Raw genomic sequence first — 22,387 nt, 5'->3', positions numbered from 1 at the left:
TATGCCCCTGGCTGCAAACAAGCTCTGAGTGTTATGTAGCCACTATCTTTATCAAGGTTTCCCCAGTTGCTGACTGGTCATTTTTCTTTATCAGGACATTACTTCCGGACTCTCGTGGAGTGCAGTTGCTGAAGCTTCCACCTGCCCTCGTCTCTTATGGCGATAGCGCTTTCCAGCCAGTGAGCAGTGCCCAGAGTATCCTGGCCCTTTACCCACGTACCGTAGTTGTGATAAGCCACCCAAATGGTGTGCTCATGGTGTTCGGACTTCAGGAAATCAAAACGGTTCAGCCTCTGATATTGTTGGGCTTCCATTCTTTCCTGCTCTTTGATTAAATAATGGGCTACGGAATCGTTGTTCCAAACTACGCCATTCTCGAGGAGCATGAAGTCTAGGGTATGGTGCACACCAATCTTTTGGGTGTCGAGGTCAGACCAGATGTCTTCGAAGGACTGTATGACCAGGCTTTTTACCGTCTCTATATCATGCTGTATCTGCTGGCTGTCGATTGGGTTCTTTTGCTGGTCGGCAGGCTCGGAGCTTTCACTGCAGGACAATAAGCCAGAACAAATTAAGGCGAAGGCAATAGTTTTTCTCATGCGATCATAATTTAAAGTTTAACACCAGGAGAGGTACACGATTTGTAGCTTACTGAAAGCCGATAAGGATTGAAGCAGTCAGGAACTACTGATTCTTTCGCCTCTCATGCTTTACCCAGTCCACTTCCATCACCCATTCGCCCGTCATAGGCGAGTCGGTGATTTTGGCGTAGTTCAGAATGGCAAACATCGGCTCCGGGTATTTGTCGCCTTCCCCTTCGTTGCGGTACACTTCCTTGCCATCCAGGCGGTAGACCAGGTCGCTCCCTTCCCATTCGACAGAATACTCGTGGAATTCATTCAGGGTGACCGGGAAGTTTCTGCGCATGCTTTCCCAGTCGCCTTTGTCGCACTCCCCAAGGCTAACGATAGCGCCTGTGGTAAACTCGTCTTTCATATGGTCACCATGGTGCTCAAAGATGTCGATTTCGCCGGACCCGGTCAGTGGCCAGCAGACATTTTCGTCTTCCTCCTGTACCGGGGGCTCATCATTTTGAGCGCCCAGCAGCCACCATGCCGGGAACATACTGGCTTCCCCGTTGCTGGATAACTTCAAACGGGCAGTCCACCTGCCTTTGATAAACTCCTTTCGGTTTTTGGAGCAAATCCGGCCGGCTACATACTCGGTAGGAGGATGCTGATTGCCGTGTTTATCAAAATTGTCACAGGGGCGTTTTTCTCCGATGTTAACGACCCTGAGCTTCAGCGTACCATCGCTGACTTCACGGGTACGATGCTCCCCATCGGGTACATAGCAGTGGTTTTCATTGTTCACCCAAATACGTTGGTCTTGCCAGTTATCGGGATTGAAAGTCTCGAAATGGTCTTGAAAGTCGACTTCCCAGGTTTCGTCAGACATGGTTGGAGTGGTATTGTTTTTTGGGTTGCTGTTCTGGCAACTGAAAATCAGCTGCATAAGGGTCAGCAGTGCCATTGTTGAAAGGAGTCTCATTTTTATATCCTTTTGATTGGAGTTATACAAGGTACCACTTATATGGTAATTCTTAAGCATGATTGTAAAAGTCTGGCAGGGCTACCCTAACCCGGCACCATGCTTCTGATGATGCATTTTACCTAAAGCCATTCGCTACTGCCCGCTCACTTTTGGTACCCCAACTGCTCAAAAAGCGCCTCCGACTGTTTCAAATACCGGTCTTTACTGGTTTCTTTAAACCAGGCCTTTGCAACCTGTGGGTTGTTCTGCAGCCGGCTGTCCTGCCAGGCGGCTATCCCTTCAATGTTCAATTGAGTCCAGTCTTCATTGATGAAGCTGATCGCTTTGATATTCTTGTTGTAAGCGAAGGAGAAGAAGTTTACAAACCATACAGTAGCATCAAGGCTAAGCCGCAAACCGGTATAAGGGTGCGTTTATAAGACATATCTCTCATTTGAGCAGCTTTGGTGTGATCATCGATACTCCTCTCAGCAGCAGCGTTCGCTTCTCTGAAGGTACAGGAATTCCATATCACCTCAAAAGGCCGTACCTTTATCCCTCCCAAAACCAGCCCTAAGCCTCGCATATGCCTACAGACCGGAAAACGCAGATCATCAGAATCGCCCTGCTCATCGGGACAATCATCTCTTTGTACTTCGTGCCCTGGCCTATGCTTAAAGCGTGGTTAAAGCCGCTGCCCGATACGGTACAAGAGCAGGTGGAAGACGCCCTTGACCACGGGTTCGACGGGGTCATCGTTTACATAGATCAGGCGGGGCAGCCTCCGGCATTTCACGCAGCGGGCTGGCACGATCCCAAAAAAAACATCCCTGCTTATCCGGAAGCTTTATTTAAAATAGCCAGCATCAGTAAGCTGTATACCGCTGTAGCCATCACCAAATTGGTGCACGATGGCCGTTTATCTTTGGATAAAACCCTTGCCGATTACTTTCCTGAACTGGTCGGGCGAATGAAGTATGCCGACAAAGTGACGCTGTCTATGCTGGTGCAGCACCGCAGCGGTATTCCCAATTACACCAATACGCCTAACTACTGGATGGCCCCAAAGGAAACCAACGAGGAAAACCTGGAGCTCGTGCTCGACCTGCCCGCTAGTTTCGAACCCGGTACCAGCTATGAATACAGCAATACCAATTACCTGCTGCTGGGGGAACTGATGGACAAAGTGCTGGGCTATCCCCACTTTCAGTTTATTCAGAAAGCCATCCTGAACCGACTCAATCTGAAAAATACGTTTGCATCAGTCAGTGACGTTGATCCTGACCGGGTGATGAGTGGTTATTATGTGGGCTATCCTCATGATTTAAAAGGAGAAGACATGGGCATGCTCGCCACAGCCGAGGATGTCGGCATCTTTTTGAGGGCGCTAAACGACGGGTCTGTCTTTGATGGTGAAGAGCAGGAAATTTATTCGTCGATTTACGTTTACGAACATACCGGGCTGATCCCCGGCTATCAGAGTATTGCCAGGTACCACAGGGATATTGATGCGGTGGTGGTACAGTTTACGGGCCCAACCGACTTTGAGGGCTACAACTGGGGCTTAGCGGATATCGTTTATGGCCGGGTTTTGAAGATACTGCGTAGGAACAAGTAAATTGTGAGGTAAATAGCTTTCATCTCAGGCTGAATTCATTATCCACCAAGATACATCATTATGCGATTAAAACTGCTTTTTTACTTTTGGGCAATGCTTGGGCTTTTTGCCTGTCAGTCCGCTCCTGATGCCGGGCAGGAAGCGGCTGAAGTAGCCACCGATACGCTGTCATCCATGCCCCAACCGGCTGCCCAAAAACCGCTGCCGCCACCGCCGCCCGATTACGATACCGCAGCGTGGACAGAAGTCGCCCGCCTCGACAGCAGCATCGTTATCGATATGAAGTATGCGACCACGGAGAATTTTGTGGAGGAAAAAATGTACGATTGCAGCCGTTGCTTCCTGCGGCCTGAGGTCGCCAAGGCGGTGGTAAGGATACATCAGCGTCTTCAAAAACAAGGGCTGGCCCTGAAGTTACTGGACTGCTTCCGCCCCCGGCCTATTCAGTGGAAGCTCTGGGAAAAAGTGCCCGACCCACGCTACGTAGCTGACCCACGGGAAGGCTCTATGCACAATCGCGGTGCTGCCGTAGACCTCACCCTGGTCAATGCGCAGGGGGAGGAGCTGGAAATGGGGACGCCGTTTGACTTTTTTGGCCCCGAGGCCCATCCGTCCTACACCAACCTGCCGGACAGTGTGCTCGCCAACCGGGCTACCCTGCGGGACGCTATGCTCAGTGAAGGCTTTCACCCCATCACCACTGAATGGTGGCACTTTTCCCTGAGCGGTAAAAACTATGCGCTTTCCGATATGTTATGGAAGTGTTATTGAACAGGTAAGCGCTTTCGGCTGTAAAAAGAAAGTTTATTTTCGCCTGTTCTGTAACTTGCGCTGCCCAAACTGCACGCATAGACGATCAAAACTAATATCAACGAATGGCAAATACAGAATTTCAGTCGGAAGCTAAAGCGATCGACAATTTAGCGGCTTCTTACGAAGAGCTCAGGAAGGAAATTGGTAAAGTGATTATCGGGCAGGAAGATGTGGTCCGGGCAGTCATTATTTCACTTTTCAGCAATGGCCACAGCCTGCTGGTTGGGGTGCCCGGACTGGCGAAGACACTGCTGGTGAGTACCATTGCCGAAGTGCTTGACCTCGACTTTAAGCGTATTCAGTTTACGCCTGACCTGATGCCTTCTGATATTACCGGCTCAGAAATTCTGGATGAAGACCGTCATTTTAAGTTCACGCCTGGTCCGCTGTTTGCCAATATCGTGCTGGCGGATGAGATCAACCGTACGCCACCTAAAACACAGGCAGCCCTGCTGGAAGCCATGCAGGAACGCTCTGTAACCGTAAGCGGGGTGCGCCATAAGCTGCCTGCACCGTTTTTCGTACTGGCTACGCAAAACCCGATAGAGCAGGAAGGTACTTACCCACTGCCCGAGGCGCAGCTGGACCGTTTTATGTTCAACATCCCACTTGACTACCCTTCCTATGAAGAGGAAATCAATGTAGTAAAGGGCACCACTACGGTCCAAAACTACGAGCTCAGGCATGTGCTTACCAGTGAGCAAATTCTGCACTATCAGCAGCTCATCCGCAAAGTGCCCATTGCTGATAATGTGCTGGAGTATGCGGTATCACTGGCTACCAAAACCCGCCCCAATACCGAACGTGCATCCGACGCGGTGAACAACTACATCTCCTGGGGAGCCGGGCCGCGTGCCTCTCAATACCTGGTGCTGGGCGCGAAGTGCCACGCTGCCATTCATGGCAAGTACTCTCCGGATATTGAAGACGTAAGGGCAATTGCCAAGTACGTACTGCGCCACCGTATCGTTCGCAATTACAAAGCCGAAGCGGAAGGGATTACGGAAGAGAAGGTCATCGAGGGCTTGTTCTAAGCCTGAACCTTCGCGACAGCAAACAACGCCCCGGTTTTCCAGTTTAGGAGAGCCGGGGCGTTGCCATTTCAGAATAGCGGATAAACTGCTTTCCTGGATTTCGGGCTTACCTTTAGAAAGGGCTCCAGATCGTCAATTCGCCCACCGCCCATTACGATGCTGGTTTCTGCTTCCGAAGCGAGGTAGAGCTTTGTACCTACAGCATAGCGGCGGGTGATTTGCGCGCCCGGGGCTACCGTCAGCTGTTCCGTGCTATTGCCAAAGCGGAGAGGACTGTACCAAATGAGCGTGATGGCTTGTGCCTCTGCGCTGTTGTTTTCCAGAGTGACGGGCACGCTTAGGGAAGGGGAGCTGCTGAGTACGATGGCGGTCAGATAAGTGTACAGTATAGTCATGGCAGAGAATTTTGAAGGTGGCAGGGAACTTCTCTCCGGGTATACTTGTTTGACCTTATGTTAACTCAGCGTTAATTAAAAGTAAACTTAAAGTTATTATGCCAAATCAACATAAAGAGGTACAGCGTTTTCGCCGGTGGGAAATCCTGCTGCCACTGGTACTGTTAATGATATTTACGATTTACAACATTTACGAATCCACGGTGCTTTCGGATGTCCGGCCGGAAGCCTATTTCTGGAAAGGCGTATTGGCGCTCTTGCTGCTTGGGGGGGCACTGGCTTACCTGCTCTCCATCCGCCTGCTGGTCAAAGTGGATGCGGAGAAGATCAAATTCCAGTACTTTCCCGTACACCGCAAGAAGCAGAAAATTTACTGGGAGGAAGTAGATCGCTGTGAAGTCCTCAACCTGCCACTTTCCGTACAGCTCAGTGGCTGGGGCGTGCACGTGGGCGAGCGTATGTTTTGTGTCAAGCCGGGTTCAGGCATACGGCTGCACCTGAAGGACGGTCAAAAATTTTTCATCAGTTGCAAAGACCCGGAAGCGGTAGCCCAAATCCTGCGCGAGCGGGAAGCGAAGGCATAAGTTGGGCGGCAGGCACGCCAAAACTTGACTGGAAAGCATCTGTTTTACGAATCCAATGATTAATATTTTACCTTTATTAGCGATTCCGTAAATACAGACTTTTTTATGAAAATATATCTGAGAATTCTGGCTTTTGCAATGCTGCTGCTTCTTCTGTCTACCTTACAGAGCTGTTCGGAGGATGTGCAGCGGAGCATGAAAGCCATCCCTACTGCTTTTGGGCAACTCAACGAGATTGTGATCGTCATGGATGATGAGCTTTGGGAGAGCCCGGTAGGTGACACGATACGCTATTACTATTCTTCCGCTTACCCACTGCTGCCACAGCCGGAGCCTGTCTTCGATCTGCGCCACTTCACGCCGCTTGAGCTAAAAAAGGACCCGCTGCGAAAAGAGCTGCGTACGTATATGTTGGTCGGCAACCTTTCTGATGAAGACTCTCCTACCGCACAGATGATTCGAAAGGATATTGGCGAAGAAATGAGCGAGAGTGCCCGGGGCGACATCACGAAAAACAACGCTGCCGGCCGGGACAAGTGGGCCAAGGGGCAGCTACTGCTTTATCAGTTTGCTTATTCCAATCAGGACCTGATCAAGGTACTCAAGGAAAATTACCCGGCTATCAAGAAACGGGTCAATAAATTCGATGAGAAAAAGCTGGAGTCCTACGCTTACCTGAATGGCGTCAATAATAACCTGATCAATGAAGTAAAGGAATCTATAGGAATAAGTATCCGGATGCCTTCTGATTACTTCATGGCCATCAACGATGGGGAAGTGATATGGATGCGAAAGGAGACGGACAAGACCTCCAGCAATATCATGCTGCGCAAGGTGAAGTATGAAGATCAGGAACAGCTGAGCAAGGAAAACCTGATCGCCATGCGGGACTCCCTGGGTAAGAAGTATGTCTCTTCTACTATTGAGGATACCTACATGCAGGTGAATGACGAGGACCTGCCCGTGATTTTCAATACCACCAAAGTAAATGGTAATTATGCAGTTGAAGGCCGGGGGGTTTGGGAAATTGTCAATGACTTCATGGGCGGTTCCTTTATCAGTTATCTGATTCTGAACCCCAACAAGGGCGAATTGCTTTTTGTAGATGGGTTCCTGCACGCCCCCGGAGAGGATAAGCGGGACTTTATGGAGCAGTTGGACTATGTGATCCACACCATTAAGTTTCAATAAAAAACAGCTCGGTGATCTGGCGGACGTGCATACTGCGTTAGAACAGTACAGGTAAGGGTTCTGGCGTTCCAGGGTTGGTTTAATGGCTTGATTATTAGTGGTTTGTTTTAGGGAAATACCGGGTATCGGGTAACGATTTTAGTGTTGCTCCGTATAACCTTCCTGAAAACTAAACCTCAGTGTATGAAAACCCCAACATTCATCCATAATATGTTATTGACCGGCTGCCTGCTTAGTTCGTTAGTAAGCCAGGCAGAGCAGTCTGATTGGAAAGAGGTCGTCACTCACGATATCCCTTACCGGCTGCTTTGTGTTCAGGATCAATGGCCCTTTGAGGTGCACTATAATGCACAGGTACAGGAGGAGCTATCGAGCTACCTGCGTACCGGTAGGCGGGAAGCCGAAGCCATGCTGGGGCGTACGCCACAGTACTTTCCCATCATTGAACATTACCTCAAGGTATATCAGTTACCTGAAGAATTGAAGTACATTCCCTTGTTGGAGTCTCGCCTCCACCCTGCTGTAGAATCTGCGGCAGGGGCAGTTGGGCTCTGGCAGTTTATGCCGGGCACAGCTACAGGGCTTGGGCTACATATCAACGGGTACATCGATGAGCGGCGCAGCCCTTACCAGTCTACTGAAACGGCAATGCGCTACCTCAGTCGGTTGTACCGGCAATTCGACGATTGGGCGCTCGCACTTGCGGCTTACAACTGTGGCCCCGGCAGAGTCAGGCAGGCCCAACAGCAAACCGGCTGTTCTTCCTTTTGGGATATCGAGCACAAGCTGCCCCTACAGACCCGCCGGTACCTGCCCCGCCTAATTGCAACCATCTATGTAGGCGAATTTTTTGAACAACATGGCCTCCAACCCAAGCAGCATCAATTCCATGCCGATCATTTCCGGGTCTTCCGCATACACCACAGTGTGGAACTGGATGAAATCGCACGCTACTGTGAAGTCAGCCTTCCCTGGCTCCGGGCACTCAATCCTGGCTATTTGGGCGACTACGCTCCGAGGCAGAAAACGCCGCACTATCTCATTTTGCCCGAGCAGGCGCTGCCTTATTTTGCCCGGTATATTGATAAGGAAAGCCGTAAGGTTGGTACCGACTATGCGATAGCAGTGCTGGATTCCCAGTGGAAGCGTCGTGCTGCAACCGGTGGGTAAGTATATCGACTGTGAGTTGGCTTGCCCTCTCTGTATAAATAAAGCCCCCGTATGCCATTATGTAAGTGCATACGGGGGCTTTAAAATTAGCTTACTGAATCTTGTACCGCATACCGGCATACAGGTTGCGGCCAAAGATGGGCCCCCACACCATAGAGGCATCGAAGTAGTTGCCGAAGGGGTCATTGCTGCCCAGAATGGGGTTGTCCTGCCGGAAATTGAGGAGATTCTCCCCACCCAGGTAGAGCTCAAACAACCCGTCTTTCCAGGATTTAGTGATCTGCCCGCTCAGCAGGAAAAAGTCGGGCGATGTGGCCTCCAATTGGTACTCCTCAGGATTAGCCGTGGTATTGGGCAGGCGTTTTTGCCCCTGCCAGTTGAGAGTGGCATCAAATGCCCAGCCGCTCTCCGTTTCGTAGGCCGTGTTGAGGAAGGCGCGGTTGCGGGCGATCAGCGGCTTTTGCAACTGCTCGCTGCGGTAGTCCACGCGCACATCATTGAAGCGGTAGGCCAGGCGTACATCAAAGCGGGTGAAGAGTTCGTAATCGAGTTGGGCCTGCAGGCTGTTAGAAAAGGAGTTTCCATCCAGATTGTAAAAGAATAAAGCTTGCGGATGGGCATCAAAGTCGGCTACAATCTGTTGCTGAAAGCGGGTGTGGTAGGCATCAAGGCTCAGCAGAGCCTGCCGCCCGCCCCAGATGAACTCCTGAGCGTAGTTAAGCCCGAAATTCCACGCGATTTCCTGTTCCAGCCCGTAGGGCAGATTAGAGTCACCTCCCTCAATGATGAAGTTCCGGTTGGAAGCCATCGCGCCGATCTGCTCAATCAGGATGTTGGCGGTACGCTGTCCACGGCCGGCAATGGCGCGCAAGACCGCCGTTTCGCTAAAGTTGTACTTGAGGTGAAGGCGGGGCGTCACGAAAGCGCCAAAAAGATTGTGGTAGTCCGCCCGTAAGCCGGCGACCAGCGTAAAATCTTCCCGTCCGGTCCAGGTGTACTCCCCGAATACGCCGGGTACCGATTCGATGCGGTCAAAGACCCGTCCTTCGAAGACCTCATCGTAGTGGTCCCATTGCCAGCTTGCCCCCGTTTTGATTTGGTGGCGGGTGTCAGTGATGATGGTTTTGTAAATCCAGTTGGCATAGAAGCTTTCCTGATCGCCATCGTAGGACCGGTTGCCGAAGGTAGATTCCTGATGGTGGATATTGCCGGAGAGCTGTAGCCCCATGCTCGCGTAGGGGCGGTTGGGGAATACCTTTCCCACCTTTACCCAGGCTTCAGCACGGCGGGCATCGTGGGTGGATCCCCAAAGGTCGGTATCCTCGGACTGTCCCCGTTCGAAGTCGAACTGCCCACCGGTTGATTCCAGGAGGGTCCCTTTAATGCCAAACTGCCCCATCCAGCCATTTTTGCCCATAAAACGCCAGCGGTGTACACCTATCAGGGCTTCCGAGAGCGGATTGTCCAGAAAGCCATCCCCGTTTTGGTCGAACCGGCCCTTTTGGTGCTTGCCGTGGAGGAGCAGCCCGGTATGCGCATTTTTGCTCAGCGAGTGGCGCAGGCTGAGGTTACCCTCAAAACGCTGCATGGCGTTGGCAAACAGGTTGAGGTAGAGGCGTTCGCCCTCCTCCGGCTTATGGAGCTCTACGTTGATCTGCCCGGCAATGGCTTCGTACCCGTTCACAACAGAACCGGTACCCATATTCAGCATGATGCCGTCAATCCAGGCGCCCGGGGTATACTCCATACCGTGCATGGAAGCCAACCCGCGCACATCCGGCATGTTTTCCCGGGTAATTTGTACATAAGGGCTGGCCAGCCCGAGCATTTGGATCTGCCGGGTGCCCGTCACAGCATCCGTGAAGCCTACATCCACCGAAGGCGTGGTCTCAAAGCTCTCGCTGAGGTTGCAGCAGGCAGCTTTCGCCAGTTCGTCTTCACCAATGCGCTGCACTTTAACAGGGTCGATAAAGGACACCTCGGTAGAGCGGCGGCGGCGGGTAACCTCTACTGTATTCAAATTCACAGCATCGGCGAGTACCAGTTGAACCGTGCCTTCCTGATTAATGGTAACGGTATCCGTAGCAAAGCCCACGTAGCTGACAATGAGCTGCCCGTATTCGTCTGCGCCTTCGAGCTCAAAGAACCCATCGGCATTGGTAACCGCTCCTTCCGGGCTGCCCAGCCAGCGCACATTAGCGCCAACAAGGGGAATGCGTTTTTGGCCTTTGCCCCGCTCGTAAACGTACCCATGGAGATGGTCGTGATGTTCTTCTTCTTTTAATTTTCCGCCTTCATGCTGTGCCACGATGGCCGCATCCCGGTATTTGCAGCAGCCGTGGAGGGCCTCGTAGGCGTCATCTGTAGCTTTGATACGGCGGGTATCATGCCCAACGCTGGCGATTTGCTGGTGCAATTGGTTTTCATCCAGAGGCTCAGGGCTTTGGGTAATGGTAAGGGTGCGGGAAGCTACGTCCCAGTCGGCGAAAGCCACACCGGGTACCTGGTAGACCGCATCTTCAATACGGTCTTTGCACATGCCGCAGATGCCGTCTACCCAAAGCTGAAGGGTGTCACCGGCCTGCGCTTGCAGATGGGTGGTAAGGAGGACCAACAGGGCAATGCCCGGCAGTCCTTTGGAAAGCTTATTCATAAGAAATTTTAGTCTTGACAATTAGAAAATTGGTGCTTAGGCGTCAAGACCAAAGGGCGGCGGCTGCCAGATGAGTTGTGGGGATTCGCGCCCGGTTTCGGGCAGGTAGGCGAGCTCGGCGCGTGCAATGGGGGACCATTCGACAGCGCGGTGCTCAGGTAAGATTTGTAAAAAGATGGTACCGCAGCACTGACAGGAACAAAAGGTGCTGCATCCGTCTGCACCGTGCTCATCACCACATCCATCGGACGCTTCCTTTGGTGGGGCTTCCGCGGCACAGCAGTGATGAGCGTTACTATTCGCCACTACCATCGGACAAGCTTCCCGGGTTTCTTCCGGCACGTGCCCGTCCTGACAAGGCTGCAGGGCAGACCAGGTCACGAATATGGCGAGTAGTATGGCGAATGTGCTTTTCACAGGTGCAAAGGTATGGATAATTGGGGTGGGAGGCAAGTGCCGACCTGCACAGCGACAACAGTATGGGATACAGGATCCTGGCCTGGGCTGCCCTTGCTTACCATTTCACCAGCTTTTGCACGCCTGCTTTACCTCCTGCAATTAATTGAACCAGGTAAATCCCTGCCGGAAGCCCGTCAAGATTAAGCATTGCTTCGCGGGAGGCACTTCCATCGGGAACCCTATACTGCCGGAGCAGTCTGCCTTGAAGGTCCAGCATATTGACCATAGCCTGTTCAGTGCCTCCGCCTTTGAAGGCCAGTGTCACCTTCCCGCTAAGTGCCGGGTTGGGGAAGAGGAGAAAGTCAATTGCTGTATCTGTTTTTTCAGAGGTCCCTGTGGGAGAGCTGTTATTTATATAGAGTTTGGAGATGGGTTTACCGGACATATTCAGGCCAGTAACCATGACGTCAAGGTCTCCATCGCCATCAATGTCTGCAGCTTTGGCAACGCCGTAATTTACATCTTCAAAAGGTGGGTACGGATATTCTTCAAAATTCCCCATTCCATCATTGAGGTACAAATCTGTCGTTGGGTTGGGCGGTAGTCCATAGGTGCCGGTAAGCAACAGGTCTTCATCGCCATCATTATCTACATCAGCAAAAACCACTGACCCGGATTTAACCCCTTTGAAAGGGGTATCCTGGACTTCTGTGAAGTGGCCGGTGCCGTCGTTCCTGTATAATTTGGATATGCCAAATGGATAGTCAGCATTCGTCCCTGCTATGAGTAGGTCCTGATCCCCATCGTTATCGATATCTGAGAAATCCATAGCACTTTGGTATACGGGCGCAAATGGAGTGTTGTCAAGAAGGGTGAAATGACCTGCTCCGTCGTTTTTATACAATTTTGATATTCGGCCATCAATAGCTAAGGACGTCCGCCCTGAAATCAAGAGGTCCTGATCTCCGTCATTGTCAATATCGAAAAATTGTGCGTCACCTCTATCCACCCCTTCGAAAGGGACATCTGTTATTTCAGTGTAGCTCCCACCGCCATCGTTCCTATAGAATATTGTAACGGGTAAGTACAAGCTGTTTTCCCCGGTGATAAGCATATCCTCATCCCCGTCTCCATCTACGTCTGAGCTAGTCACGGTAGAGTAAGCCAAGCCAGTAAAAGGCGTATCTGACAGCTCCCCAAAGTTCCCGGATCCATCGTTGATGTACATCTTTGCGACAGAGGTCTGACCGCTTATGTTACCAATCAGGAAGACATCCTGATCGCCATCCATATCGAAATCGGATACCTTCAAATCACCATTGCAGATGCCAGATAAAGGCATATCCGCCTGCAGTGAAAAATGGCCGGTGCCATCGTTTAAGTAGATTCCTGCCAAGGAGGCTCCCTCACACCCTGTCAGTATCAAATCTTTGTCTCCATCGCCGTCAAAATCTGCAAACTCCATAGCGTTAGAGCCTGCCTGCTCAAATAAGGAGGACGGGATTTTGATCAATTGGCCTGTACCATCATTCGTGAATAGATCCGAAAAGGGTTCCAGGTCTCCAGTTTCACTACCGTTGCCACCTATGAATACATCAATGGTGCTGTCTCCCGTGATATCTGCAGTGGCTAGTATATCAGCTCCCTTGCCTATGGCAGGCATCTCGGTGAAGCCTTCGTTTTCTTCGTAAAGGAATAATGTGGTGACGGATTCCGATGCCCCGTTGATCCCTCCAATCAAGAGGTCGTGGTCTCCATCGCCATCTGCGTCAAAGAAAGTCGCTGCATAAGCACGCCAGTCTTCAAAGGGTGAGTTCTGAAGTACTTCAAACTGCCCGCTCCCGGTATTGGTGTATAATCTGGATTCTTTATCTCCTGCGGAATTAGTACCGGAGATCAAAAAATCCACATCTCCATCGTTGTCCAGATCTGAAAAAGCTAACCGGCTGTACAAAATGCCTGGAAAAAGGGCCATCGAATCCTCATTAAACTGACCGGTGCCATCATTGGTAAACAAGGCACTTCCCTGGCTATTGCTGATCAGCACGTCGAGATTGTCATCGTTGTCAATATCGCATAGGGCCACAGCCCAGCTTTCCATACTTTCAAAGGAGGTGCTTAGTGGACTGAAGATACCGGTCCCGTCGTTTTGATAAACCAGATTAGAATAGTTGTTCAAGGTGTCTTTTCCGGAAACCAGGAGGTCCTGGTCCCCATCCTGATCTATATCCCCGAAAAATACAGAACTGCCGGCAACCCCTTTGAATGTATTTTCTGCCGACTTGGAAAAGCCGCCCACTCCATCATTGATATACAGCTCGGAAACCCTTGAAGCGCCTCCGGCCTGTCCGGAAATAAAAACATCCTGATCATCATCCCCGTCCACGTCGGCATGCGCAATGCTGCCCCAAATTACATCCGTGAAGGGGATCTCCGTATCCTCAGTCAAATGGCCTGTACCATCATTGATATAGAGTTGGGTTTCCGTTAATAAGCCATTGAAGAGCAAATCCATATCCCCGTCATTATCCACATCGAGAAACAGGGCCTGCCCTTCAGTGACGCCGCCAATCATTTTGGGAGGTAAAACTTCTGTGAAAGGTTGAGCAAAAGCAAGATGAGGAACAAGAAAGGAACAGAGCAGGGATAGGTATAGGTGACGCATAGTTGATGGTTTTCTGTGGCTTTGCGTAGCTGCACAAAACCTTTGGTGACGTAGGTTTTGGTACTCAAAATAGCAATAATGCAAGCTTTTGGCAATTCTTGCTCCAGTTATGTCAGCCAAATGCGCAAATGATGTATTACAAAAGAGCGATCGAGGGCAGGGCGGCTTCCAGTACCGCGTTGTAGACACATCTGCACCATTTTCCCAGCCTGAGGCAACGATTACCTGGGAGGACTTCCAGCGGGGAAACGCCGGGTAACCTCCTGAACCATCTACTTAGGTGTTGCAGTTAGTAAGCGTTCCACTTCCGCCTGCGCCTTCCGCTCATCAAAAAAGGCAGGAATGGGTAGGCTTAGACCTGGCAGGGCTTGCACTTCTACGTCCCCGTTATTCGATTTTTTGTGAAGCTGGTAGGTCGTATCGCCCTGGGGCAACAGGTATTGTTCTAAAGTCCGCTCCCTGGGATCGACGATCCAGTATTCGGGTATACCGTGGTAAGCGTAATCCTGAAATTTGACGCCCCGGTCACGAGCCTCTGTCTTTGGGGAGAGCACTTCCACCACCAGTCGTGGAGCCGGGAACAAGCTGGTCTCTTCGTTGAATTCAGCGACTTGTGCAGTGTCAAAGTAACAGATATCCGGTTCGTAGTCATTGCGGGTGAGGCGTATCATGGCTTTCTCGAAAAATACTTCCCCCAATCCGTTTTTTATCACAAAAGTCTTAATCATCGAATAAATGTTACCACTGATGAGACCATGATGCCTTTTTACAGGAGACTGTACCACGATCTCTCCATTAATGAACTCCACTTTGTTTTCTTCTGCTGAAAGAGAATCATAAAAAGCCTGGCGCTTTTCTTGTTCCTTGCGTAAACGTTGCTGAAGTTCAGAAGCAATGATTGGGGCTTCCGGGCTTTGCATGAGTTCATCCACAATATTCGATTCGACCATAGGGTTTGTAATTTACATTATCAAGATAAGCAAATATTTTAACGTTGAGTATTATCAAAACGTTCCTGCGCCGGGCCGCCCTCTTCCTCATCCTTACCGTATTCACCCAGGTCGGAGGGGGGCTCTACCTGCTCTATCAGCCCATCCGGTGGCCAATCAGCCAGCGGGTACCTGGCAAGTGGCGTTCGCGTGGGTACCGCCTGATCGCGTTTGCCACTGTTTATACTATCGGCAGCCTGCTGCTTGTGCCTCCCCTTGCCCGATTGAACGGGCGGGTGCCTTTGCCGGTCTTTTCCGAAGCGGCCCTCAAGCCAGCCAACTATTTCTTTGTAATAGCCAACCGGCACTATGTCAAACCGGCATTGCTCAAAGCCACATTGGATGTCGCCAATCAAATGGATACTTCCGTTACCTTATTTTATTTGGATGCCAACTTTCCGTTTTTCGATGGTTTCCCGCTACTGCCCCACCGCAGCCACGATGACGGCGGCAAATTGGACCTGGCCTTTATTTATGAAAAGCCGGCAACGGGCCAGCTCCTGTCCGGCAGCCCTTCCTGGCTCGGCTACGGCTACCTTGAAGCACCAAAAGCAGGCGAGCATGATCAGCCAGCGAATTGTGAGGGTCGGGGTTATTGGCAGTACAGTTTATTATCCCGCCTTGTCCCGCAAGACAAGAATCTTGATTTTTCGGCTTCACTAAACCAGCAGCTGCTCCTCCGCCTGGCGCGGCATCCTGCAATAGGCAAAATCTTCCTGGAGCCTCATTTGAAAACGAGATTAGGGCTGGAAGGGCAGAAAAAGGTCCGCTTCCACGGTTGTGCAGCGGTTCGTCACGACGACCACATCCACATTCAATTGTGAATTAGGCGGTAAAAACCGTACCTTAATTTTTTCATTCAATCTGTTTTATGTCTTTTCTACTCCTCCTTTTCAGCTGTAGCCTTGCCTGGGCCACGCCTGCCGTTGTCCCAACTTCTTCCTTTGAGCTTGTTGATGAAGAAAGCGGTATCCAACTCTACGAACGCTGGCACAAAACGGTCGAAGGCAACGCCTACCGCGAACTCAAAACCGTACTGAAAGTAAAAGCCCTAACCCTCACCTTACTGCGTACCCTGCGCGAAGAGCAACAAGCTGAAAAGTGGATGCGCCGGGTGGATGAGGTCCGGTCTTTCCCCGGGCAACATGAGCGCCACTGGTACGCCTACGTGCACTACGGGCTGCCCTGGCCGGCACGCGACCATGACTGTACCATAGCTTACCGGCAAACCGGCAGTGCTGCTGGCAGTACCACCATTCAGTTTGAGTCCGTAGCACTGAAGCAATACCCCATCAAAGATGGGATTGAGCGCATCACTGGATTGTCCGGGCGCTGGGAATTTGAAAAGCAGGCCAATGGCTACACTGAGGTCCGCTATTTTATACAGACGACGAAGGCCTCTTCCCTGCCGCGCTTTATCACCGACCCCATCGTGCGCTCCAATATGATGCGTACCATGGAGGGCTTCCGGGAGGTGGCGGAAAAAGGCTAATCCCTGTTCTACTGCCGGGGCTTGACCACAATCGTTTCCCAACCATCATAGGCACCGCCCAGCCCTTCCGCCAGTTGAGTCAGGCCCCAGGTGAGGTCGTGAATGTATGGGGTGTGAATGCTGTCCTGCCGCACAAAGTGTATTCCATAGGGCATTTGGCTTTGCGCAAGCGTATCGTAAGCGATGGGCTCAAAGCTGTACCGTTTCAGGGAGTCCTGAAAGACGCTGCGGGCTTTGGTGGATTTGAAGTATGCCCAGTGCTCAATCGACCGGGGCTGAGACAGCGGGTCGCCGGCTTCCTGCAGGCGGATGAGCACGCCATCGTTGTTGATTTCTGCCTGTTCGCGCTGATTGGGGAAGAGCTGTTCTGTGTAGGCAGACCAGGTATCGTCGGGTGCAATGGCCGCTTCTACTTTTCGTTTGGTGTAGGCCGCTACGGTTTCCTGTGCCAGCTCGTCGGCTTGGGGTTCTGCACGCAGGTAGTAGTACAATTGCTTCTCACCCGGTACAACAATACTCCCCACAAAGACTCCAAAGTTACCGCGCTCGAGCTTCTGCAACAGCTGGTCCTGTAATTCATTGGCCATCCGGGTTTCTGCTTCGGTGGGGAAGCCGGTGGGCAAAGTCTCATTTGCTTTTACGGTAACTTTCAGCAGGCGTGGGTGGGTCTGCAGCGGGGCCTGTTCTGACCAGCCCTGATCTACCGTAACGACCTGAGGCCCGGCAAGCTGCTGCCGTAAGAATACCGACCAGCGCTCTTCGTGGCCAGGCAGGGGCGGCGCTTCACTTTTTTGCTGCTGAGGGCCTACATCTCCGCACCCTGATAAGAGCAATAACAGCATCGGGAACAACCAATTTGAGTATCTCATAACTTTGTTTTAATCAACCGTAAAGGTAAGCCCATCGTAGCCGAGGGCTACATTTTCCGGCAATTTTCGGGAAACTTGCTGATGCAGCCCCATCCGGTGGCTCATATGAGTGAGAAAAGTGCGCCCGGGGGCCAGTTGTTGGACCAGTTTAAGGGCTTGCTCAAGATTGAGGTGCGAATGATGCTCACTATGGTGGAGCGCACTTAGCACCAGGGTATCCAGGCCATTTAGCTTCGCCAGCTCCTCCTTAGCAATCGTTCTAACATCGGTCAGATAGGCAAAGTTGCCAAACCGGAAGCCCAGCACAGGCATACGGCCGTGCATCAACTCTATTGGAATCACTTGCTGTCCTTCCACCTCGAAAGGCTGGCTTTTGGAAATGCGGTGGATTTGTACCTGCGGCGCGCCGGGGTAGCGGTTCTGGCTTTCAAAGATATAGGCAAACCGCTGCTTCAGCTCTGTCTCTACCGGTGCGGTACAGTAGACCGGCATGTCCATGTTATTGCGAAAGTTGAACGGGCGTACATCGTCCAGCCCGATGATGTGGTCATTGTGCTGATGGGTAATGAGAATCGCATCCAGCCGGTCAATGCCCGTTCGGAGCATCTGTGCCCTGAAGTCCGGACCGCAGTCAATGGCAATATTCTTCCCACCCACCTGCAGCAGAGCCGCTGTGCGCAAACGTTTATCCTTTGGGTCTGCTGATTGACAGACCGCACAGTCGCAACCGATGACCGGTACGCCCTGTGATGTGCCAGTGCCAAGTAAAGTAATGCGTTTCTCGATGATCGTTGTTTTTTACTGAGTGGTGGCGTTCTGGTCCGGCAGCTTGTAGCCGTATTTCAAAAAGATTTTCTGAGCAGTTTCCGAAAACAAAAAGGTAAAGAAAGCCAGGCTTTCCCTTGCGTGGCGCTCATTACCGTAGCGGGTAATCACCACTCCCTGCTCAATGGGGGTATAACTGCTATCGGGCAGCTCCAGCCAACGCCCCTGGCCTTTTACCTCAGGCGACAGCACAACCGATTTGGCGGTTAGCCCCACATCTGCCGCTTTGGAAGTGATGTATTGATTTGTTTGTGCAATGCTTTCTCCGTAAACGAGCATTGGCTCTACTCCTTCAAATACACCATAATACTTCAAGTAGTTGATGGCTTGCTCACCGTAGGGCGCATTTTTGGGGTTGGCGATGGCAATTTTTGTAAAACCGTCCTCCAAAAGATATTCCGGGGTCACCCTTATGTTTTTTTCGGTCATACTCCAGGCCACCAGGGCGCCGTAAGCATAAACACTGACACTACCTATGGCCTGATCTTTTTCAAGCAGGTATTGTGGGTATTTCATATTCGCAGATACCAATATGTCGTAGGGTGCACCTTCCATAATTTGCGCGGTAAGCTTGCCTGAAGAGCTGATTACAGAAGAGACGCCAATGCCGGTCTGTTCCTGAAATTCATGAATCAGCTCCTCCATAGCAAACTGCACATTTGCAGCCGTTGCAACAGTGAGGGTTGGCCGGGCAGCTTTTGTTGGTGCAGTTGCTTCGGAACCGGAGGCCTCAGCAGATGGGGCACCACAGGCCGCAAGAATAACCAAAGCCGCCCAACAGAGATGGTACGTTAAGTGGTTCATTGTTCATTGAGTTTGTTCGCCGCTGAAGATACGGCTATTCCTCAAATTTTGCATTTGCCGCCATAAGGTCTTCATCTTCCGGCTCCGGGGCTTTTTCCTGGTTGAACGATCTCGTTGTAAACCTGAAATGCAATGAATACAGGAAAGTGATCAGACCCGATCGACTTCAACCGGCGCAACTGACGGAGCTTAAAGTGGCGGGAACAGAAAATATGGTCTAACGGAAAACGCATTACCGGCCACTTTACCGGAAAGGTATTGAAAAAGCCTCTGCCTTTCCTGGGGTCCAGCAGGCGGCTCATTTTTTGGAAAAGTTCGGTGGTATAGCTCCAGGCTACGTCGTTGAGGTCGCCTGCAACGATGACAGGTTGCCGGGAGGATTTAGCCCGCTCGGCTACGATCAGCAGTTCCCTGTCTTTTTCCGTAGAGGTCGTACTCTCGGAAGGGGCCGGAGGCCGGGGGAGCACACCAAAGAAGTGGACTTTGTGCCCTGAACCCAGTATCATCCTGCATTCAATAGAAGGCACATCGGGCTTAATCAGGTAGTGAACTTGAGCGTCTTCCAGCTTGATCTTGCTGTACAACAACATGCCGTAAGTATTTTCCCTGGGCACCAGCACCGTATAGGGATAAGTTGCTTCTAAAGCCTCCATTTGTGTTTTCCACCAGTCGTTGGTTTCCAGCAGGAGCACGACATCCGGGGACAGCTTTTCTGCTAACTCCAGCACCCGCTCTGCTTTCCGGTTAGGCTGATACACATTGGCAATCAACAGGCTAAGGCGTTGCCCCCCACTTGCTTCATCAGATGCGCCATCCTCCAGTACTTCTCGCCTGGCCAGAGGCAGATAAGGATAAATCTGATAGCTGAGGAAAGCAAAAGACAGGGCAAAAGCGCCCAGCCCGGCCCAGAATAGCCAGCCCGAATAATCACCCCAAACCAGGCAGGCGACCATTCCAATGCCTGCGAGCACCCATTTTTGCAGCCGTGGGTACTCCATAGACCTGAAAACCCAGTAGTCCGACCGGATCAAGGGCAGTAACACCATAGTCAAAACAAAGGATAGTATAGATGATAAGGGCAATAGGCATAGCAAGCAATGTTCTACTTTGTGAAAGAGGCTCCGTGGCACTTGCCGTGCCACGGCATTCTCTTATAGAACCCATTCCCAATTGCGGTGTTTGGTGCTTTAGGCTTGTGTAGCCGTAGCCGGCACTTTAACGTAAGGTTGCCAGCTATAAGCCCGGGCGCCTTCCTGTACGCCCGGCTCCCGGTTAACCGCTTTCAGGTAGAACGTCCCTTCGGGTGGTTCCACGCTCGTAGCCTGTTGCCCGCGGTGCAGCATTTCATAAGTTGCGTAATCCAACGCCCGGCGCTCTGCCAGCTTGCGGTTTAGCCCGAACTGCTCTGCCACAGCTTTCCAGTTGCTACCCACTGTGGCGGCAAAAACCTTGGATTTAGAGCCACTACCGTAAGCAAAGAAGCCTATTTTTTTGCCAGTCAGGTCTTGTGCTTCCTCCAGGTCAGCCTCTAAGGTGCTCATCAGGCTCAGGAAAAGCGAGGAGGTGTAGAGATTGCCAACAAGAGAGGAAGCCCGCTCTCCTTTTTCAATCTTTTCCGCCACAAATTTCCGGTAGCGGTCTGTCTTGGTTACGGCGCGCAGGTATTTACCTACGGCTTTCTGATAAGCGGCATCGGATTCGAAGTCTGCGGCCTCTGGCCAAGGCTGATCAATCAGGGCAGCGGTGCGCTCCCAGTCGCCCCGTTTCAGGCTTTCTTCCCGGAAAATTTCCGAGAACATGCGCCGGGCCTGATAGGCATAGGGCAGGTGAAAAACCATGCGGTGCCAGTCATCTGTGACCGGTTCTTTTTCGGGTAGGTTTTCCTGTTCTGCGTAATGCCGCATGGCTTCCCCGATTCGCTGCTGATAGCAATCATTGGAGTAGGGACCGTCAAAGACAGGGGTATCGCGGTGGATGTCCACGTGGGCATCATTGTGGTGGAGTATGGAGTTGGGGGCACCCGTTTCGAGCTTTGCCAGAAGGGCCTCGGCGTCCACACCTGTCACTCCGGCCAGCTGAAGCACCTCTTCAATAATCTGCTTTTTGGAAAAACGGCGCACCGGCTTGAAGAAATCATGCACCGGGCGGGAAGCTACGCCCCAGGCATCTTCAAAAGCCAGCAGCCGGGGTTGCTGACGGACCAGCACAGCGACGGCTCCGGCGCCCTGCGTGTACTCGCCACCGGAGTTTAGCTCGTACCTGGCCACATCTGATCCCACCACAATACCTATGCGGTCATCTCCGCCCTTCACCCAGTCGAGGGTGTTTTGAAGGGCATCTACGGCGCCAATACAGGCGAAGGTCATGTCTACCACATCGCAGTTCAGAAATGCACCTTCGCCATGCGTAGGCTCGAAGTACTGATTGAGCATGTCCTGCACATAGGTTGCCATGGGCTTAGACCCATCCAAAGCGCTTTCCGTGCCCATGTAAACCCGGCCAATCTGTTCTGGTTGTAGTGCATTGCGCTGCAAGAGCTCAAGTACGGCATTCGCGGCCATGGTGGCCACATCTTCATGGGCATCGGGCACCGACATAGCAGTCAGCCCCAGCCCTTTGTTGAGCTTCGCGTATTCTAAATCTCTCGCGGAAGCAAGGTCTTCAATCGGTAGATACAGATTGGGAATGTAGGCGGCTATATCGTCAATGCCTACGGTGTTCACTCCATGCATAATCCCTTGGTTTTTAATTGCTTTGGTGCCGAGAGCTGTGCCGTGATCCGGAAATGGTCCGGCGGGGATGCCCTCGGGCGACCGAGTCTGATGATTTGGTTGGCTTGTGGCTAGGGTTGCCTTCTGCATTAGAGGCAAGAGGGTTACAATATTAGTAAACCCGTATAAAACAAGGGTTCAAACAAAAAGGGATCATTATGGTTTGAGGCAGCTGTATTTTTAGTGCCACCGTTTTTCCGACCGGCCTATTTGAAGCGCTCAAAAATCTCATCAATAGCTTTGGCCAGGTCCCTGTCCTTGCCGGTCACTTTATTGCCCGCATCGTGGGTGCTCAGGGCGAAATCCACGGTATTGTAGACGTTGTGCCAATCCGGATGGTGCTGCATTTTTTCAGCGTGGAAGGCGACTTCGGTCATAAAACTGAAAGCCTGTGTAAAGTCTTTAAATTTGAAGGTTGCTTTGAGTTGGTCATTTTCTTCTTTCCACATAGGTTGATTAATTTTCTTCTTTCAAGCTTATGGGGCGCTAAATGTTCAGAGATAATGAAGGAAAATTGAACAACACTTGTAAACCAATGGAAAAAATGATTATTTCTGCCAGGCCAGGGCATTCCCAACAGGC

Annotated in this window: 22 protein-coding genes; 8 read left to right on the top strand and 14 right to left on the bottom strand. The window is 51.5% G+C overall.

Translation table 11 applies throughout. From position 1 onward, the window contains the following. Positions 1-98 precede the first annotated feature (98 nt). The 3 genes from IX84_RS07200 to IX84_RS07190 form a co-directional block, all read right to left on the bottom strand. Positions 99-599 (bottom strand): hypothetical protein, encoded by a 501-nt coding sequence (locus IX84_RS07200; RefSeq protein ID WP_052515846.1) that lies wholly within the window; start codon positions 597-599, stop codon positions 99-101. Positions 600-684: 85 nt separating this feature from the next. Next, the gene (locus IX84_RS07195; protein ID WP_202965217.1) at positions 685-1,551 is read right to left on the bottom strand and encodes a glycoside hydrolase family 16 protein; all 867 of its coding nucleotides are present in this window, start codon (positions 1,549-1,551) and stop codon (positions 685-687) included. 146 nt (positions 1,552-1,697) lie between these two features. After that, positions 1,698-1,949 carry a hypothetical protein gene (locus tag IX84_RS07190; protein WP_044218102.1) on the bottom strand — a complete coding sequence of 84 codons (252 nt, stop codon included), beginning with the start codon at positions 1,947-1,949 and terminating at the stop codon, positions 1,698-1,700. Positions 1,950-2,119: 170 nt separating this feature from the next. Between IX84_RS07190 and IX84_RS07185 the strand changes: the two genes are divergently transcribed. From IX84_RS07185 to IX84_RS07175, 3 genes are all read left to right on the top strand, one after another. Further along, positions 2,120-3,151 carry a serine hydrolase domain-containing protein gene (locus IX84_RS07185; RefSeq protein ID WP_044218100.1) on the top strand — a complete coding sequence of 344 codons (1,032 nt, stop codon included), beginning with the start codon at positions 2,120-2,122 and terminating at the stop codon, positions 3,149-3,151. Positions 3,152-3,211: 60 nt separating this feature from the next. Next, positions 3,212-3,922, top strand: a complete 711-nt coding sequence (locus tag IX84_RS07180) for a M15 family metallopeptidase (protein WP_072013647.1) — start codon at positions 3,212-3,214, stop codon at positions 3,920-3,922. A 104-nt stretch (positions 3,923-4,026) separates the two neighbouring features. Beyond that, positions 4,027-4,998: an AAA family ATPase gene (locus IX84_RS07175; RefSeq protein WP_044218098.1), complete on the top strand. Its 972-nt coding sequence runs from the start codon at positions 4,027-4,029 to the stop codon at positions 4,996-4,998. A 68-nt stretch (positions 4,999-5,066) separates the two neighbouring features. Here the strand turns inward: IX84_RS07175 and IX84_RS07170 are convergent, their stop codons facing one another. Next, positions 5,067-5,393: a hypothetical protein gene (locus IX84_RS07170; RefSeq protein ID WP_052515845.1), complete on the bottom strand. Its 327-nt coding sequence runs from the start codon at positions 5,391-5,393 to the stop codon at positions 5,067-5,069. A gap of 98 nt (positions 5,394-5,491) precedes the next feature. On the opposite strand from IX84_RS07170, the gene IX84_RS07165 reads away from it, so the two are divergent. The 3 genes from IX84_RS07165 (at position 5,492) to IX84_RS07155 (ending at position 8,338) form a co-directional block, all read left to right on the top strand. Continuing rightward, positions 5,492-5,977 (top strand): hypothetical protein, encoded by a 486-nt coding sequence (locus IX84_RS07165; protein WP_044218095.1) that lies wholly within the window; start codon positions 5,492-5,494, stop codon positions 5,975-5,977. Positions 5,978-6,082: 105 nt separating this feature from the next. Continuing rightward, on the top strand, positions 6,083-7,168 hold the full coding sequence (locus IX84_RS07160) for a DUF4837 family protein (RefSeq protein ID WP_081968655.1): 1,086 nt from the start codon (positions 6,083-6,085) through the stop codon (positions 7,166-7,168). A 183-nt stretch (positions 7,169-7,351) separates the two neighbouring features. Then, positions 7,352-8,338, top strand: coding sequence for a lytic transglycosylase domain-containing protein (locus IX84_RS07155; RefSeq protein WP_052515844.1), 987 nt, complete (start codon positions 7,352-7,354; stop codon positions 8,336-8,338). A 91-nt stretch (positions 8,339-8,429) separates the two neighbouring features. Here IX84_RS07155 and IX84_RS07150 read toward each other — a convergent pair whose 3' ends face one another. The 4 genes from IX84_RS07150 to IX84_RS07135 form a co-directional block, all read right to left on the bottom strand. Continuing rightward, complete coding sequence (locus tag IX84_RS07150; RefSeq protein ID WP_044218091.1) at positions 8,430-10,991, bottom strand: TonB-dependent receptor domain-containing protein; 2,562 nt, start codon at positions 10,989-10,991, stop codon at positions 8,430-8,432. A 36-nt stretch (positions 10,992-11,027) separates the two neighbouring features. Then, positions 11,028-11,408 (bottom strand): hypothetical protein, encoded by a 381-nt coding sequence (locus IX84_RS07145; protein WP_152604949.1) that lies wholly within the window; start codon positions 11,406-11,408, stop codon positions 11,028-11,030. A 97-nt stretch (positions 11,409-11,505) separates the two neighbouring features. Then, positions 11,506-14,055, bottom strand: coding sequence for a T9SS type A sorting domain-containing protein (locus IX84_RS07140; RefSeq protein WP_081968654.1), 2,550 nt, complete (start codon positions 14,053-14,055; stop codon positions 11,506-11,508). Between the two features lie 272 nt (positions 14,056-14,327). Beyond that, positions 14,328-15,005, bottom strand: coding sequence for a Uma2 family endonuclease (locus IX84_RS07135; protein ID WP_044218084.1), 678 nt, complete (start codon positions 15,003-15,005; stop codon positions 14,328-14,330). 44 nt (positions 15,006-15,049) lie between these two features. On the opposite strand from IX84_RS07135, the gene IX84_RS07130 reads away from it, so the two are divergent. Further along, complete coding sequence (locus tag IX84_RS07130) at positions 15,050-15,868, top strand: hypothetical protein (protein WP_052515843.1); 819 nt, start codon at positions 15,050-15,052, stop codon at positions 15,866-15,868. A gap of 47 nt (positions 15,869-15,915) precedes the next feature. After that, positions 15,916-16,536, top strand: coding sequence for an SRPBCC family protein (locus IX84_RS07125; RefSeq protein WP_044218081.1), 621 nt, complete (start codon positions 15,916-15,918; stop codon positions 16,534-16,536). 8 nt (positions 16,537-16,544) lie between these two features. On the opposite strand, the gene IX84_RS07120 is transcribed toward IX84_RS07125, so the two are convergent. The 6 genes from IX84_RS07120 to IX84_RS07095 all read right to left on the bottom strand — a co-directional run bounded on the left by IX84_RS07120 (position 16,545) and on the right by IX84_RS07095 (position 22,254). Beyond that, on the bottom strand, positions 16,545-17,405 hold the full coding sequence (locus IX84_RS07120; RefSeq protein ID WP_081968653.1) for a DUF695 domain-containing protein: 861 nt from the start codon (positions 17,403-17,405) through the stop codon (positions 16,545-16,547). Positions 17,406-17,414: 9 nt separating this feature from the next. Further along, positions 17,415-18,086, bottom strand: a complete 672-nt coding sequence (locus IX84_RS07115) for an MBL fold metallo-hydrolase (protein WP_238578243.1) — start codon at positions 18,084-18,086, stop codon at positions 17,415-17,417. Between the two features lie 117 nt (positions 18,087-18,203). Then, complete coding sequence (gene modA, locus IX84_RS07110; protein ID WP_052515842.1) at positions 18,204-19,034, bottom strand: molybdate ABC transporter substrate-binding protein; 831 nt, start codon at positions 19,032-19,034, stop codon at positions 18,204-18,206. Positions 19,035-19,105: 71 nt separating this feature from the next. Beyond that, complete coding sequence (locus tag IX84_RS07105) at positions 19,106-20,032, bottom strand: endonuclease/exonuclease/phosphatase family protein (RefSeq protein WP_202965216.1); 927 nt, start codon at positions 20,030-20,032, stop codon at positions 19,106-19,108. Positions 20,033-20,221: 189 nt separating this feature from the next. After that, on the bottom strand, positions 20,222-21,766 hold the full coding sequence (locus IX84_RS07100; protein ID WP_044218075.1) for a hydroxymethylglutaryl-CoA synthase family protein: 1,545 nt from the start codon (positions 21,764-21,766) through the stop codon (positions 20,222-20,224). A 245-nt stretch (positions 21,767-22,011) separates the two neighbouring features. Beyond that, positions 22,012-22,254 (bottom strand): 4a-hydroxytetrahydrobiopterin dehydratase, encoded by a 243-nt coding sequence (locus tag IX84_RS07095; RefSeq protein WP_044218073.1) that lies wholly within the window; start codon positions 22,252-22,254, stop codon positions 22,012-22,014. Positions 22,255-22,387: the final 133 nt, after the last annotated feature.

Source organism: Phaeodactylibacter xiamenensis, assembly GCF_000759025.1.
In the GTDB taxonomy this organism is placed as follows: Bacteria; Bacteroidota; Bacteroidia; order Chitinophagales; family Saprospiraceae; genus Phaeodactylibacter; species Phaeodactylibacter xiamenensis.
Note: the sequence above shows the minus strand (reverse complement) of the source record. Positions and strands in the feature narration are given on the sequence as shown.

Excerpts from the sequence above, each read along its gene's own strand:
- IX84_RS07200 (WP_052515846.1), bottom strand. The coding sequence starts at position 599 with ATGAGAAAAACTATTGCCTTCGCCTTAATTTGTTCTGGCTTATTGTCC.
- IX84_RS07195 (WP_202965217.1), bottom strand. The coding sequence starts at position 1,551 with ATGAGACTCCTTTCAACAATGGCACTGCTGACCCTTATGCAGCTGATT.
- IX84_RS07185 (WP_044218100.1), top strand. The coding sequence starts at position 2,120 with ATGCCTACAGACCGGAAAACGCAGATCATCAGAATCGCCCTGCTCATC.
- IX84_RS07180 (WP_072013647.1), top strand. The coding sequence starts at position 3,212 with ATGCGATTAAAACTGCTTTTTTACTTTTGGGCAATGCTTGGGCTTTTT.
- IX84_RS07175 (WP_044218098.1), top strand. The coding sequence starts at position 4,027 with ATGGCAAATACAGAATTTCAGTCGGAAGCTAAAGCGATCGACAATTTA.
- IX84_RS07170 (WP_052515845.1), bottom strand. The coding sequence starts at position 5,393 with ATGACTATACTGTACACTTATCTGACCGCCATCGTACTCAGCAGCTCC.
- IX84_RS07165 (WP_044218095.1), top strand. The coding sequence starts at position 5,492 with ATGCCAAATCAACATAAAGAGGTACAGCGTTTTCGCCGGTGGGAAATC.
- IX84_RS07160 (WP_081968655.1), top strand. The coding sequence starts at position 6,083 with ATGAAAATATATCTGAGAATTCTGGCTTTTGCAATGCTGCTGCTTCTT.
- IX84_RS07155 (WP_052515844.1), top strand. The coding sequence starts at position 7,352 with ATGAAAACCCCAACATTCATCCATAATATGTTATTGACCGGCTGCCTG.
- IX84_RS07150 (WP_044218091.1), bottom strand. The coding sequence starts at position 10,991 with ATGAATAAGCTTTCCAAAGGACTGCCGGGCATTGCCCTGTTGGTCCTC.
- IX84_RS07140 (WP_081968654.1), bottom strand. The coding sequence starts at position 14,055 with ATGCGTCACCTATACCTATCCCTGCTCTGTTCCTTTCTTGTTCCTCAT.
- IX84_RS07135 (WP_044218084.1), bottom strand. The coding sequence starts at position 15,005 with ATGGTCGAATCGAATATTGTGGATGAACTCATGCAAAGCCCGGAAGCC.
- IX84_RS07125 (WP_044218081.1), top strand. The coding sequence starts at position 15,916 with ATGTCTTTTCTACTCCTCCTTTTCAGCTGTAGCCTTGCCTGGGCCACG.
- IX84_RS07120 (WP_081968653.1), bottom strand. The coding sequence starts at position 17,405 with ATGAGATACTCAAATTGGTTGTTCCCGATGCTGTTATTGCTCTTATCA.
- modA (WP_052515842.1), bottom strand. The coding sequence starts at position 19,034 with ATGAACCACTTAACGTACCATCTCTGTTGGGCGGCTTTGGTTATTCTT.
- IX84_RS07105 (WP_202965216.1), bottom strand. The coding sequence starts at position 20,032 with ATGGAGTACCCACGGCTGCAAAAATGGGTGCTCGCAGGCATTGGAATG.
- IX84_RS07100 (WP_044218075.1), bottom strand. The coding sequence starts at position 21,766 with ATGCATGGAGTGAACACCGTAGGCATTGACGATATAGCCGCCTACATT.
- IX84_RS07095 (WP_044218073.1), bottom strand. The coding sequence starts at position 22,254 with ATGTGGAAAGAAGAAAATGACCAACTCAAAGCAACCTTCAAATTTAAA.